16 protein-coding genes are annotated in these 13,944 nt (G+C 27.3%); 14 read left to right on the top strand and 2 right to left on the bottom strand.

Annotated elements, in window-relative coordinates; all coding sequences use genetic code 11:
* Nucleotides 1-158: 158 nt before the first annotated feature.
* Nucleotides 159-551 carry a hypothetical protein gene (locus KQI36_RS17435; protein WP_216451997.1) on the top strand — a complete coding sequence of 131 codons (393 nt, stop codon included), beginning with the start codon at nucleotides 159-161 and terminating at the stop codon, nucleotides 549-551.
* A 77-nt stretch (nucleotides 552-628) separates the two neighbouring features.
* Here the strand turns inward: KQI36_RS17435 and KQI36_RS17430 are convergent, their stop codons facing one another.
* Nucleotides 629-787 carry an aspartyl-phosphate phosphatase Spo0E family protein gene (locus tag KQI36_RS17430; protein ID WP_010291705.1) on the bottom strand — a complete coding sequence of 53 codons (159 nt, stop codon included), beginning with the start codon at nucleotides 785-787 and terminating at the stop codon, nucleotides 629-631.
* A gap of 247 nt (nucleotides 788-1,034) precedes the next feature.
* Between KQI36_RS17430 and KQI36_RS17425 the strand changes: the two genes are divergently transcribed.
* From KQI36_RS17425 to KQI36_RS17400, 6 genes are all read left to right on the top strand, one after another.
* Nucleotides 1,035-1,223 carry a DUF896 domain-containing protein gene (locus tag KQI36_RS17425; RefSeq protein WP_010291704.1) on the top strand — a complete coding sequence of 63 codons (189 nt, stop codon included), beginning with the start codon at nucleotides 1,035-1,037 and terminating at the stop codon, nucleotides 1,221-1,223.
* Nucleotides 1,224-1,237: 14 nt separating this feature from the next.
* Nucleotides 1,238-2,152 (top strand): HPr(Ser) kinase/phosphatase, encoded by a 915-nt coding sequence (gene hprK / locus KQI36_RS17420; protein WP_216451996.1) that lies wholly within the window; start codon nucleotides 1,238-1,240, stop codon nucleotides 2,150-2,152.
* A gap of 155 nt (nucleotides 2,153-2,307) precedes the next feature.
* The gene (locus KQI36_RS17415) at nucleotides 2,308-3,705 is read left to right on the top strand and encodes an aminopeptidase (protein WP_010291701.1); all 1,398 of its coding nucleotides are present in this window, start codon (nucleotides 2,308-2,310) and stop codon (nucleotides 3,703-3,705) included.
* Between the two features lie 300 nt (nucleotides 3,706-4,005).
* A complete protein-coding gene (locus KQI36_RS17410; RefSeq protein ID WP_216451995.1) occupies nucleotides 4,006-5,667 on the top strand; it encodes a GH3 auxin-responsive promoter family protein in 1,662 nt (553 codons plus the stop codon).
* 76 nt (nucleotides 5,668-5,743) lie between these two features.
* Nucleotides 5,744-6,787, top strand: a complete 1,044-nt coding sequence (locus KQI36_RS17405) for a DNA polymerase IV (RefSeq protein WP_216451994.1) — start codon at nucleotides 5,744-5,746, stop codon at nucleotides 6,785-6,787.
* 27 nt (nucleotides 6,788-6,814) lie between these two features.
* Nucleotides 6,815-7,276: a DUF4825 domain-containing protein gene (locus tag KQI36_RS17400; protein WP_216451993.1), complete on the top strand. Its 462-nt coding sequence runs from the start codon at nucleotides 6,815-6,817 to the stop codon at nucleotides 7,274-7,276.
* A 107-nt stretch (nucleotides 7,277-7,383) separates the two neighbouring features.
* Here the strand turns inward: KQI36_RS17400 and KQI36_RS17395 are convergent, their stop codons facing one another.
* Nucleotides 7,384-8,205 carry a PHP domain-containing protein gene (locus KQI36_RS17395; protein WP_216451992.1) on the bottom strand — a complete coding sequence of 274 codons (822 nt, stop codon included), beginning with the start codon at nucleotides 8,203-8,205 and terminating at the stop codon, nucleotides 7,384-7,386.
* 261 nt (nucleotides 8,206-8,466) lie between these two features.
* On the opposite strand from KQI36_RS17395, the gene KQI36_RS17390 reads away from it, so the two are divergent.
* The 7 genes from KQI36_RS17390 (at nucleotide 8,467) to folP (ending at nucleotide 13,715) form a co-directional block, all read left to right on the top strand.
* A complete protein-coding gene (locus KQI36_RS17390; protein WP_216451991.1) occupies nucleotides 8,467-8,697 on the top strand; it encodes a DUF1653 domain-containing protein in 231 nt (76 codons plus the stop codon).
* 24 nt (nucleotides 8,698-8,721) lie between these two features.
* Entirely contained in the window at nucleotides 8,722-9,312 is a 591-nt protein-coding gene (locus KQI36_RS17385) for an anthranilate synthase component II (protein WP_216451990.1), read from the top strand.
* A 139-nt stretch (nucleotides 9,313-9,451) separates the two neighbouring features.
* On the top strand, nucleotides 9,452-10,813 hold the full coding sequence (gene pabB, locus KQI36_RS17380) for an aminodeoxychorismate synthase component I (protein WP_216451989.1): 1,362 nt from the start codon (nucleotides 9,452-9,454) through the stop codon (nucleotides 10,811-10,813).
* Between the two features lie 172 nt (nucleotides 10,814-10,985).
* Nucleotides 10,986-11,720: an aminotransferase class IV gene (locus KQI36_RS17375; RefSeq protein WP_216451988.1), complete on the top strand. Its 735-nt coding sequence runs from the start codon at nucleotides 10,986-10,988 to the stop codon at nucleotides 11,718-11,720.
* A gap of 44 nt (nucleotides 11,721-11,764) precedes the next feature.
* Nucleotides 11,765-12,319, top strand: a complete 555-nt coding sequence (gene folE, locus KQI36_RS17370) for a GTP cyclohydrolase I FolE (RefSeq protein ID WP_187117216.1) — start codon at nucleotides 11,765-11,767, stop codon at nucleotides 12,317-12,319.
* 15 nt (nucleotides 12,320-12,334) lie between these two features.
* Nucleotides 12,335-12,817 (top strand): HD domain-containing protein, encoded by a 483-nt coding sequence (locus tag KQI36_RS17365; RefSeq protein WP_216451987.1) that lies wholly within the window; start codon nucleotides 12,335-12,337, stop codon nucleotides 12,815-12,817.
* An 85-nt stretch (nucleotides 12,818-12,902) separates the two neighbouring features.
* Nucleotides 12,903-13,715, top strand: coding sequence for a dihydropteroate synthase (gene folP / locus KQI36_RS17360; protein ID WP_216451998.1), 813 nt, complete (start codon nucleotides 12,903-12,905; stop codon nucleotides 13,713-13,715).
* Nucleotides 13,716-13,944 lie beyond the last annotated feature (229 nt).

Here is a 13,944-nt window from a genome sequence, read left to right as displayed (position 1 = left end):
TTAAATAGATACTTATATATGTACCGTTGGCTAGATGGGAATTTAAGCCTGTGGAGTGCTATATAAACCAAAGTAGCTTCGGCAAAATGGAGTACATTGAAACAGGAAAAATCTCAATAGGGGTATTTTTCTCCATATTTCGAGTAGCAGGAAATACTTTGGATAATAAGAAAATAATAAACTTTTTAGAAGAATGTGACTTAGAGGATGTAAAGGATAAATCCTTTGATAAGTCTAAAAGTATATTTAATTTTAAATATTACTTTGATGACTTAGAATTAGAATCAGCGTCAGAATATGCTAATGATGAATGTGAAGAGGAAAAACAAAGTGAAAGTTGGTATTATGATTATTTATTGCCATATTTAACTGATTTTGCAATGGATAATGTAGAAGATGTAATCAATGATTGTAGTGAAGAAATGGATTTAAATTATGAATTAATATGTTATGAGCCAAGTGAAGATAATTTTGAACATATTAATTTTTTGGTAATATTTTCTAAAGAAGAAATAGAAAATATAGATGATATAGTATTCAGTGTACAATAAAAAAAATAAAGCAAGCTTTAATGAATAATGAAATTTAGTTTTAAAGCTTGCACAACTTAACTATGTACAAGTGAGTACTAAATAAGGTATTTTTGGTACTCAACTATATATTTATCCAATTTTTGAGAATAATTAACTACTTTTGAGTCGGTTATACAATTTTCCACTAAAAGTAAGTTTAAAATTTTTTTGTAACATTTAATCTTCTCTTCTAAAATTTGTGTATCTATCCCCATAATAATCCTCCAAGTAATTATTTTTTACTATTTTTTACAAATAAATTGTAACAAAAATAAGAAGGAAAGTTAAGCATTTTATTTTGTCAAATTAGTACAAAATGTCCTAATAAATGTCAAATGTTACAAGTAAAAGCAAAAATAATTATCGAAATTTAAATTTATATCTTTAAAGTCTTGGGGATTTAAAGTAGAATATAAACAGTTAAATGTAAAAAAAAATCGAAGAAAAGAGAGGTAATAAGTAATGGATCATGATGAAATGGTTAAACGTATAAATGAATTATACAAAAAAAGTCAAGAAGAAGGTTTAACAGATGCTGAAAAAGAAGAGCAACAAACTTTAAGACAAAAGTACATAAATAATGTAAAAAGAAATTTTAGAGCACAATTAGAGGGTATAGAAAGAATACCTCCTAAAGGAAATAAGAATTAAAAAGGAGATTTACTATGGTTACAGTAAGAAACCTAGTTGAAAATTTTAATTTGGAAATTCTTATGCAAGGAGATAATCAAAAGGAAATACAGGCCTGTGATATAAATAGGCCTGGACTTCAACTAGCAGGATACTATGAAGATTTTGATAATAATAGATTGCAGATTTTGGGAAAAACAGAATATGGATATTTTAAATCATTACCAGAGGAAGTAAGAAAAAAAAGAATAGAGAGTTTTTTTTCTTTAGATGTCCCATGTATAATAATCACTAGATCTTTAAACATAGACAGTGAACTTATAGAAGCTGCAAAGAAAAATAATATTTGGATGCTTAGAACAAGTATGAATGCTACCAAATTTATAGGAAAAATAACTAATTATTTAGAATTAAAATTAGCCCCAGAGACTAGGCTTCATGGAGTGCTAGTTGATGTTTATGGTATCGGTATTTTAATTACTGGAGAAAGTGGAATAGGAAAAAGTGAAACCGCACTTGAATTAATAAAAAGAGGACATAGGTTGGTGGCAGACGATGCTGTAGACATAAAACAGGTTGATGGTGCACTACATGGTACATGTCCATATGTTACAAAAGGTATGCTAGAGGTAAGAGGCATGGGTATTATAGATATATCCGCAGTATATGGACTAAGTGCAATAATTCCTAAAAAAATTGTAAAAATGGTTATAAATATAGAAAATTGGGATGCAGATAAATATTATGAAAGATTAGGAATTGATAAGGAAGAAATAGAAATCTTGAATGTGAAGATTCCTAAGGTAACATTGCCAATAAGACCGGGAAGAAACTTGGCGGTTATAATAGAGGCTGCAGCAGTAAATTTTAGATATACAGTAACTCAAAAGATAACAGCTGTAGACACCATAGAAAAAAGGATTAATGAGCTGAATAATATAGAAAAGTAAAGAAAATGTTAAAAAAATTTGAACAAATTATAAATTTATAATTGAAAAATGTTTGAAATTTTTAGAAAAGTCTAGTAAAATATAAATTGAAATTAAGAGAAAGTTAAAATTATTTAAACTTTTCTTAATATTTATTATAAAAGGGGGAGCAGGCAATGGCAGATTTAACAAAAAAATATGAATTAGCTTGGGACAAATACACAAAAGAGGACTTAGAAAAAGTATTTTCACTATCAGATGAGTATATAGACTTTATGTCTAAATGTAAAACAGAAAGAGAATGTGTTAAAGAATTTATAGAATTAGCAGAAGCTCAAGGATATAAAGATATAAATACATACATTGCAAATGGAACTAACTTAAAAGCTGGTGACAAAGTATATGCTAATTGTATGGGAAAAACTTTAGCTTTATTCTTAATAGGTTCTGAATCAGTAGAAAAAGGATTCAATATTTTAGGAGCTCATATAGACTCTCCAAGATTAGATTTAAAACAAAATCCACTATATGAAGATTCAGATTTAGCGCTTTTAAAAACTCATTACTATGGTGGAATTAAAAAATATCAATGGACAACATTACCACTAGCAATACATGGTGTAGTTTGTAAAAAAGATGGTTCAGTTGTTGACGTAGTAATTGGAGAAGATGAGAAGGAACCAGTAGTTGGAATATCTGATTTATTAATTCACTTAGCAGGAGATCAAATGGCTAAAACTTTAGCTAAAGGTGTTGAAGGTGAAGCTTTAAATGTTTGTATAGGAAGTATTCCAGTTGAAGATAAAGAAGCTAAAGATAGAGTTAAATTAAATGTATTAAGATTATTAAATGAAAAATATGGAATAGATGAAGAAGATTTTGTTTCAGCAGAATTAGAAGTAGTTCCAGCTGGAAGAGCAAGAAGTTATGGATTAGATAGCTCAATGGTTATGGCTTATGGACATGATGATAGAGTATGTTCTTATACTTCATTCGAAGCAATGATGAAAATAAAAGAAACTAAGAAAACTTGCATAACATTATTAGTTGATAAAGAAGAAGTTGGAAGCCAAGGTGCTACAGGAATGCAATCAAGATTCTTTGAAAACACTGTTGCTGAAGTTATAAACTTAATGGGTGATTATAGTGATCTTAAAGTAAGAAGAGCATTAGCTAATTCAAAAATGTTATCTTCAGATGTTAGTGCTGCATTCGATCCAAACTATGCATCAGTAAGTGAAAAACAAAACAATGCATTCTTCGGAAAAGGTATTGTTTTCAATAAATATACAGGTGCTAGAGGAAAAGGTGGATGTAACGATGCTAACCCAGAATTTATAGCACAATTAAGAGCTATAATGGAAAAACACAATGTTTCTTGGCAAACATCAGAACTTGGAAAAGTTGACCAAGGTGGCGGTGGAACAATCGCTTACATCTTAGCTGAATATGGAATGGAAGTTATAGATTCAGGTGTTGCACTACACAATATGCATGCTCCATATGAAATAGCAAGTAAAGCTGATATATACGAAGCATTCAGAGCATACGAAGCATTCTTAATAGAAGCATAATATAGGATAAAAATATAATTTATAACTCTAGATTAAAATCCCTATAGAGTAATAAAATTTAAAAAAGAGTGTCTCAAATGATTTTAATCATTAAAAGGGGCACTCTTTATTTATTTATACTATAGAAATTAACACAAATTACCTTTAATTTCATAATATAAAACTATGTAACAAATACAAAAAATGTTAAACATTATAAAATATGTTGTATTGACATTTGAACTTTAATTTTAATTTTATAAGTTAATGTTCAGTCTTAAACCCTATATATAAGCTAAGCAAGTTGAGGAAGTGTTTGTTGTGAGTTTTATAACAAAATCTATGTACTTAACAATGATAACTTTAGGAGGTAGTGTTAAGAGACATTTTGAGAAAAATACAATAAATTCTTATGAGAAAAGTATGAGTACTTTAAAATGTATAATAAGAAGAAGTAGCAAAAGCGATTTTGGCAAGAAACATGACTTTATAAGTATTAAAAATTTAAAAGAATATAAGGAAAAAGTACCTATATCAACATATGATGACTATGAAAAGTACATTATGAAAATGTGTAGAGGGGAAAAAAACATTTTAGTTTGTGATAATATAAAGTATTTTGCATTAACTTCAGGAACTACAGGTAAACAAAAGTTAATTCCAACAACTAGAAAAGGAATTAAAGTTGGGGCAAAATACATGGGTATTTTAACGGAAAGAATATTATATGAAAATTTAAAAGAACAATGGAACTATGGAAAAGGAATTATGCTTACAGATATAGTAAATACCAGATATACTATATCAGGTATACCTATAAGTTCGGCTACATCAGGTGGAATGAAATCTATAAAGTCTATAATACCGTTTATATGGACTTCACCTATAGAAGTTATGAGTATGAATGATAAAGAAAGTGCACTATATCTTCATATTCTTTTTGCATTAAGAGATGAAAATTTAAGTTATATAAGTGGAATTTTTATATCTAGTATATTAGATTTTTTTAGAACTATGGAAAAACAGTGGAAAAATTTAGTTTATGATATTTCTCATGGAACTTTAAATGAAAATTTAAAAATAGAACCAGAATTTAGAAAAGTACTTTTAGAGAAAAATTATCCACTAAAAAAAAGAGCAAGTGAAATTGAAGGTGAATTTAAAAGAGGTTTTAAAGGCATAGCGAAAAGGCTTTGGAAATCTATTGTTTATATAGCAACTGTTACTGGTGGAAGCTTTTCAGTATATGATGATAAGGTTAATTATTATAGTGGTAACTTAATTATATATTCTAATGCATATGCTGCATCAGAGGCTGTTATTGGGATGAATCCAAATGTTGGTAAAATAAGTTATGTAGTTCTTTCAGATACCGCTTTTTATGAGTTTATACCTATAGAGTGTAGTGAAAATAATATTATAACTAAGACTATAAATGAACTTGAAATAGGAAAAGTGTATGAGATTGTAGTTACTAATTTTTCAGGTCTTTATAGATATAGAATTGGGGATGTTGTCAAAGTTATAGGATATTATAACAATAGCCCTGAAATAAAATTTTTATATAGAAAAAATCAACTTTTAAATATGGTCTCAGAAAAAACAACAGAAGCACATGTGACAGAGGCATTAAGAAGAACTTCACAAAAATTAAAATTAGATATAGTGGATTATTCTACTATGGAAGATAATAATGTTACTCCAGGAAGATATGTTTTTTATATGGAAATTAGAGACTCTAAAGAAAGTAATATTATAGCTGAAACTTTAGATAAAGAGCTATGCAAAACCAATTTCGCCTATGGAAGATTTAGAAAAAATAAAAAATTAGGAGAAATTAAAGTTATACTATTAAGAGAAAATACTTTTTCAAAAATCAAGAGTTATATGATTGAAAAAGGAGTATCGAAAAATCAATTAAAAATACCAAGAATAATAAGGGATAAAGAAATACTTAAAATGTTGAATGAAAACTCTAAATGATATATGATATAGAAAATAAGAGCAATTTTAGTCACTAAATAAATTGGTTTAGTGATTATTAGTAGGAGTGAAGTTATTGGAGTCAGTAATTATTCATGTAGATATGGATGCTTTCTTTTCTTCAGTCGAAGTTATGGATAATCCAAGCTTGAAAAATAAACCAGTTATTGTAGGAGGAGTATCAGAAAGAGGGGTTGTAGCTACATGTTCTTATGAAGCTAGAAAATTTGGAGTAAGTTCTGCAATGCCTATATATAAAGCAAAAGCGTTATGCCCTAAGGGTATATTTTTACCTACAAGGCACCAAAGATATAAAGAAGTATCTAATATGGTTTTTGAACTCTTATATGAAATTACAGATAAAATAGAGCCTGTAAGTATAGATGAAGCTTATATAGATATAACTGATTTAAAAGAAAATCCAGTAGTTGTAGCGCTGAAAATTAAAAGCATGATTAAGATGGAATTAGGTCTTAATATATCCATTGGAATATCATATAATAAATTTTTAGCTAAGCTTGCCTCAGATTGGAATAAACCTAACGGATTAAAAGAAATAAAAAAAGAAATGATTCCAGATATACTGATGGATCTTCCAATAAAAAAAGTTCATGGATTAGGTAAAAAATCTGTAGAAAAACTTAATAATATAGCTATTTTTACTATAAGGGATTTGTATGATTTACCTATAGAGTTTATGCAAGAATACTTTGGAAGACAAGGTGTAGATATATATAATAGAATCAGAGGAATTGATAATAGAAGTGTTTCAGCGATTAGAGAAAGAAAATCCGTAGGTCGTGAAACTACTTTAAAAAAAGATACAAAAGATAAAACCCAATTGAAAAGATATCTTTTAGATTTTTCAAGAGATATAGCAACTCAACTTAAAAAGGCAAACTTTAGTGGGAAAACCGTAACAGTAAAAATAAAAACAGCTTCTTTTGAAAACCATACAAAAAGCAAGACTTTAAATAAATATGTATTTGAAGAAGAAGCAATATACAATGAAGGGGAAAAAATATTAGATAGTATAGAGCTTACAGAGGATATAAGGCTTATAGGGATATCTATATCATCACTAAAAAAGGATTTAGTAGAGCAATTAACATTATTTTAGAAAAAAGCATTGGAATGAGGGGAAAATTTGAAAAAAATATTAAGATTATTAATACCTATAATGTTAATGTTATTATTAATGTTAGTTGGGTGCGAGCTTAAAAATAAAGATGAAGTGGAACTTAGTTTGAATAAATTATTAGAGTATAAAGATTCTTATGTTGGTGATATTAGTGCAGTTGGAAATATATTATCAGAATTACCATTAAATGAATCTGGTAATGGGGTTGAACTTAAAACAGATGAAAAGCCCTATGAGATAACTGTAAACTATAATTTGAAGGATGATTTAAAAGAAGAAATATTAGAAAAAAATGCAATAGTATTATTTGCACTAATAAAAAATGTTGATACTATTAATTTTAAAATTGAAAATTTAGATAATAAAGTGTACAAATATAATAAAGATGAATTAATTGAAAAATATGAAGTGGATTTTAAGAAAATATCGGAGGATAAAGAAAGTTTACAAAAATTTCTTTATAGTTAACAGTAAAAATAGGTAGTATAAAATTGATAATATCCCTCTAAAGTAGAAAAGGTAAATAAACAACTCTATTTTGGAAGGATTATATCAAAAACTATACTACCTATTTTTTATTTATATAAAGCATCTAAAAATTCTTTGGCTTTAGTTGAGTTCATTATTATAGAACCAAGGTCACTATGTTTAGAATCGTTTTCTATTCCGTGAAAGTCAGAACCACAGGTCAATAGTTTATTAAACTTTCTTCCAAGGTTTATATACTTAGCGGTGTCATATTCAGTATGAATAGAATAATAAGCTTCTATACAATCAAATTCATAATTTTTAATTAAATCTTCTACATTAGATTTTTTTATAAGACAAGGATGTGCAAGAGATACAATTGCATTATGTTCTTTTAATATTTTAATTCCATCATTTAAAGGAATATTTTTATTTTCAACATAAGCAGGACTATCTTTGCTTATAAATTTTTCAAAAATTTCATTAAAAGTATAATTATACCCTCTTTTTATTATAGCTTTAGCTATATGTGGTCTCGCTATTATATAGTTATCTTTTACATCTTCATAAAATATTTCTATATTAAAATATTTTTTTAAGTTTTCAATTATTTTTTTTGCTCTATTAATTCTAGATTCTTTTAATTCCTGTAAAAAGTTTTGTAAAGTATCTGTTTTATAAGATTCATCTTTAAAATAACCAAGAATATGTATACTTTCGTTGTTATGTACAGTTGAAAGTTCAATACCTGGAATTATATTTATGTTTTTATCAGCACTATATTTTAAGGCCTCATCTATGCCATTTGTTGTATCGTGGTCAGTTATTGCTAAAAAATCCACATCATTCTTTATAGCCTTATCTATTAACTGAGAAGGAGTGCATCTTCCATCAGAAGCAGTGCTATGAGTATGTAAGTCAATTTTCATAATAAATTCCCCTTTCTTTTACACAAATTTCATTTTTCTTTAGAAATTTTCAGTATAATGAAAATGTAAATCAAAAAAATTAAGAAATAGCAAAAAAAATGTTGTCAAAATATTTTTTCTTTTAAAATTAAGGAAAAATAACACATATTTTTGCTATAATACATTTAACAACTAATAAACTATGTATTAATATTATTATAAACTTAAATAAAATACATTCAACAATGTAAAATTATTTGTGTCAATAGAGGGAGGCAAGTTTTGGAAAGAAAAGTAACTGTAAAAAAAATATATAGACATTTTAAAGATAAGTTATACTTTGTAGAAGATATTGCAACAAATACAGAAACAGAAGAAGTTATGGTAGTATATAGAGCACTTTATGGAGAATATAAATTATTTGTAAGGCCTATAAACATGTTTTTGGAAAAGGTACCAAAGGAAAAAGAAAACCCAACAGGACAAGAGTATAGATTTATGGAAGTAGAATAAAATTTTCTTTAAAGGTGGGGTAATATGTTTTTAATGATAGACAATTATGATTCTTTTGTTTATAACCTAGTTAGATATTTAGAAGAAATAGAAGAAGAAACTATGGTTTTTAGAAATGACAAAATAACTTTAGAAAAAATAGAAGAAATAAATCCAGAAGGTATAATTATTTCTCCAGGACCTAAAGCACCTAAAGATAGTGGGGTTGTATTAGATGTTATTGATAGGTTTAAAGGTAAAATTCCTATTTTTGGTGTATGCTTAGGACATCAATCCATAGGTTATGCCTTTGGCGGGGATATAGTAAAGGGGAAAGTTCCAGTACATGGCAAAATAAATTCAATAAACCATGACATGGAAGGAGTTTTTAAAAATATAAAAAGTCCCTTTAATGTTACTAGATACCATTCTTTAATAATAGAAAAAGAATCTTTACCTGAGTGCTTGAAAATTACAGCACAAACGGAAGATGGTGTTATTATGGGAGTAAGACATAAAAAATATCCAATAGAAGGAGTTCAATTTCATCCAGAAGCTGAACTTACAGAGTTTGGGCATGAAATTTTAAAGAATTTTATAAATAATACAAGAGAATGGAATATGCAAAATAGATAAAGATTTTTTATATGACTAAACTTTGTACTGGATTGTAGGGTTTTAAGATTAACCTTATACTAAGGGCTATAAGCTCTTAATTTACTATAGTTGTACTTTTGAAACCCTATATTTGACATAATTTTAAGGGGGATATAATATGGATTTTAAATTAAAAAAAATTACTACTGATTTAAATTCTTTTGAAATTTTTAATGTATTTAAGGACTTTAAAGAAGTTATATTTTTAGAAAGTCAAAGGGATTTTTCTACTATGGGAAGATATTGTTTTATAGGTGTGAATCCTTATAAAACTTTTAGATATAAAAATGGTGTTTGTACTGTGAATGGAGAAGATATTAAAGAAGATTGTTTTCTTTATTTAGATAAGATATTTAAAGCTAATAAATTTGAAAATAGTACTGGCTTACCATTTGTAGCTGGTGGTATAGGATATTTTTCTTATGACCTTGGTAAAGATATAGAGGATTTACCAAATAAATCTATAGAAGATGTAAGTATACCAAACTGCTATTTTAATTTTTACGATAACATTATTATTTATGATAATATTACTAAAAGTTGCCATGTAACAGCATTAGGAAAGTTAAAAGATGGTGATTGTAGCATAGTAGACATTGAAAACTTAATAAAAAGTGGTCATAAACTGGAACCTGAAGATTATTCAGACTTAAAATATAAAATAAGTGAATTTAAATCTAATTTTGAAAGAGATGAGTATATAAATGCTGTATCTAAGGTAAGAAATTATATAGAAAGTGGCGATATTTATATAACTAATTTAACTCAAAGATATGAAAAGGAAACATTAAAAAAACCATTTGATATATATAAAACTCTTAGAACTATAAATCCGGCTCCTTTTGCAGCATATATGAATTTAGATGGGTTTGACATAGTATCATCCTCACCTGAAAGATTTTTAAAAGTTTATAATAATATAGTTGAGACTAGACCTATAAAAGGGACAAGGCCTAGAGGTGAAAATATAGAGGAAGACTTGAAATTTAAAAATGAACTTATAAACAGTGAAAAGGACAAATCAGAACTTTTAATGATTGTTGATTTAGAAAGAAATGATTTGAGTAAGGTTTGTGAGGCTGGTTCTGTTAAAGTTACAGAATTATTTAAGTTAGAGGAATATAGTACTGTATTTCATCTAGTTTCAACAGTTGTTGGTAAAATAAAGGACCAATATTCATCAATAGATTTAATTAAGGCTGCATTTCCTGGTGGGTCTATAACTGGTGCACCTAAGATACGCTCCATGGAAATTATAGATGAAATAGAAAAAGTGAATAGAAATATTTATACAGGTGCTATTGGATATATAGGATTTGATGGAAATGTTGATTTAAATATTGTAATAAGAAGTATTCTTTTAAAGGATAACAAAGCTTATTTTGGTGTAGGTGGAGGGATAACCTATGAATCAGAAGAAGTTATGGAGTATGATGAAACTTTAGATAAAGCTAAAGCATTGATGAAAGCATTAAGTTAAATTTATTTGAAAAGTGAATTATATTATTATGTTAAAAGAAATTGAATTACAGTTTAATCCTAAATTATTGACTAACTATAGGTAAGCTTATCTTTTAAAATTGATAACAAAGATTGATGAGTAAACTTAAATAGGAGCTTGTTTCCCTATATATAGAAAGTGGTGAAATAATTTGAAAAATATAACATTAGATGACGGATATTCTTTCGGTAGGGGATGTTTTGAGACAATTCTTATTAAAGAAAAGCCTATATTATTAAAAGAACATATAAAAAGACTTAATGATTCTTTAAAAATATTAAAAATAGATAAAACCATTACAGTAAATGAAGTTATGGAGAAAATAGAGACTTTGAAGATTAAAGATAAAGCTTTAAAAATAATGGTTTCTAGAGAAAATGTTATATATAATTCAAGAGAGATAGCCTATAAAGAAAGTGATTATTCAAAAGGTTTTAATATAACTATAAGTAATGTAAAAAGAAATGAGAATTCGGATTTAACTTATATAAAATCTTTAAATTATTTAGAAAATATTATAGAAAAAGAAAAAGCTAAAAATAAAGGGTTTGATGAGGTTATATTTTTAAATACTGAAAATTATATTGCAGAAGGTGCTGTTTCTAATATATTTTTTATAAAAAACGACATAATTTATACTCCTTCTATAGAATGTGGTATTTTGCCTGGAATAATAAGAGGATTTTTGGTGGATAACATAGAAAATATAGGATATAAGATTGTAAAAGGTCGTTTTACAAAAGATGAATTGTTAAATTGTGATGGTGCCTTTATAACTAATAGCTTAATGGGAATTATGAAAATAAATTCTTTAGATCACATTAAAATTAATGAAAATCATATGGTAGATAAAATAAGATCATATTACGTATCAACATTAAAATAATACGTAAAAATTTACAACTATAGGGAATGGAAGTGTTTAAGATGATAGATGAATTAAAGATTAGAAAAGCTGTTACTATGATTATAGAAGCCATAGGCGAGGATCCTACTAGAGAAGGTCTTATAGGCACACCAGACAGAATTGCAAGAATGTATGCAGAGATTTTTTCAGGACTTGAAGAAGACCCTAAATGCCATTTAGAAAAAACATTTACAGTAGAAAATGATGATATAGTTATAGAGAAAGATATAACTTTTTATTCAATGTGTGAACATCATTTTGTACCTTTTTATGGCAAAGTGCATATAGCTTACATACCTAATGGTAAAGTTGCAGGACTTAGTAAGCTTGCAAGAACAGTAGAAGTTTTTGCAAAAAGACCTCAACTTCAAGAGAGGCTAACGTCTCAAGTTGCAGAAGCAATGATGAAAAATTTAAATACAAAAGCAGTTATGGTTATTATAGAGGCAGAACACATGTGTATGACTATGAGAGGTGTGAAAAAACCTGGAACCCAAACAACAACTATGGTGTCAAAAGGTGAATTTAAAGATAATATAGCACTTCAAAATCAAGTTTTATCATTACTAAAACTTTAGAAAAAGGGTGCGTAAATGAATGATAAAATAAATTCTATACTTAGAAATACCTATTTTAGAGAATCTTTAAGAAAGCTTAATAATTTGGAAGAGAATAGAGTCTTCTGCATTCATGGAATAGAGCATTCCATGGATGTGGCAAGGATAGGTTATATAATTTCTTTAGAGCAAAACTTAAATATATCTAAAGAATTAATTTATGGAGCGGCCTTACTGCATGATTTAGGAAGAGTTATGGAATATGAAAAAGATATTCCTCATGATAAAGGAAGTGTTATTTTAGCAACAAGAATATTAAAAGAAAGTTTATATTCTAAAGAAGAGTGTGAAGATATTATAAAAGCCATATCTTCTCACAGGGTAAAAGAAAGTGAAAAAAGTGTTTTAGGTGATATTCTTTATAAAAGTGATAAGTTATCTAGAATGTGCTTTGGGTGTAATGCTAAATCCAAATGCCATTGGAGTGATGAAAAGAAAAATTTTGAAATAAAATATTAAGTTTAGGTAAGTGGTGAATAGTTTTTTAAAGCTATTCACCATATGTTATTAGCTTATTATAGGAGTGATTGTTTTGACTAGAATAATAAAGATTGGTAATAGAGAATTTAATTTAGATGAAAAAACTATAATTATGGGTATACTTAATGTTACTCCAGATTCTTTTTCAGACGGTGGAAATTTTAATACAGTAGATAATGCAGTTAAAAGAGCAATGGAAATGATAGAAAATGGTGTAGATATAATTGATATTGGTGGAGAATCTACAAGACCAGGCCATAAATCAGTGGGATTGGAGGATGAACTTGAAAGAGTAATTCCTGTAATAAAGGCTATAAGAAAAGAAACAGATATACCAATATCTATAGACACATATAAAGCAGAAGTTGCTAAGCAAGCAATTGAAAATGGTGCATCTTTAATAAATGATGTATGGGGATTTAAAAAGGATCCAGAAATTGCTAAAGTTGCGGCAAAGTATAATGTGCCATGTTGTCTAATGCATAACAGAGATAATAAGGAATATAAAAATATAATTTCAGATATGATTGTAGATTTAGAAGAAAGTGTAAATATAGCTTTAAATGCTGGAGTTAAAAAAGAAAATATAATACTTGATCCTGGCGTAGGCTTTGCAAAAACTTATGAAGATAATCTTATTGTAATGAAAAATCTTAAAGAGTTTAAAAAAATGGGGTATCCACTTCTTCTTGGAACTTCAAGAAAATCTTTTATAGGAAAAGCTCTTAATATAGAAAATCCAAAAGATAGATTAGAAGGGACTTTATCAACAACTGTTATAGGAATAATGGCAGGATGTGAGTTTATAAGAATTCATGATGTTAAAGAAAATAAAAGAATTGCAACTATGACGGATATTATTTTAAAGAGTAAATAAAACTTTTATAGAGAAACAAGTCAAAATTTAAATTTGTTTATTAAGCCTTTGCTATCAATTGAAGAAAACAGGTAAAACTATAGTTAGTTAATAGTAATAACCAGAACTGTCCTATAGCCCCCCTAATTGGATTGGACAAAGTTAATTTAGATATTTACAATTATATTAATGAAATTAGGAGGGCTACAATATGTCAAAAGTTGTTTTTAAAAGAAAGTTTTCAGAAGAA

Source organism: Clostridium senegalense (assembly GCF_018916625.1).
Taxonomy (GTDB): Bacteria; Bacillota; Clostridia; order Clostridiales; family Clostridiaceae; genus Clostridium_J; species Clostridium_J senegalense.
Note: the sequence above shows the minus strand (reverse complement) of the source record. Positions and strands in the feature narration are given on the sequence as shown.

What these genes read in the sequence shown, in the direction of transcription:
- KQI36_RS17430 (WP_010291705.1), bottom strand. Translation starts at nt 787, where the DNA reads ATGGGGATAGATACACAAATTTTAGAAGAGAAGATTAAATGTTACAAA.
- KQI36_RS17365 (WP_216451987.1), top strand. Translation starts at nt 12,335, where the DNA reads ATGAATGATAAAATAAATTCTATACTTAGAAATACCTATTTTAGAGAA.
- KQI36_RS17385 (WP_216451990.1), top strand. Translation starts at nt 8,722, where the DNA reads ATGTTTTTAATGATAGACAATTATGATTCTTTTGTTTATAACCTAGTT.
- pabB (WP_216451989.1), top strand. Translation starts at nt 9,452, where the DNA reads ATGGATTTTAAATTAAAAAAAATTACTACTGATTTAAATTCTTTTGAA.
- KQI36_RS17395 (WP_216451992.1), bottom strand. Translation starts at nt 8,205, where the DNA reads ATGAAAATTGACTTACATACTCATAGCACTGCTTCTGATGGAAGATGC.
- KQI36_RS17415 (WP_010291701.1), top strand. Translation starts at nt 2,308, where the DNA reads ATGGCAGATTTAACAAAAAAATATGAATTAGCTTGGGACAAATACACA.
- KQI36_RS17425 (WP_010291704.1), top strand. Translation starts at nt 1,035, where the DNA reads ATGGATCATGATGAAATGGTTAAACGTATAAATGAATTATACAAAAAA.
- hprK (WP_216451996.1), top strand. Translation starts at nt 1,238, where the DNA reads ATGGTTACAGTAAGAAACCTAGTTGAAAATTTTAATTTGGAAATTCTT.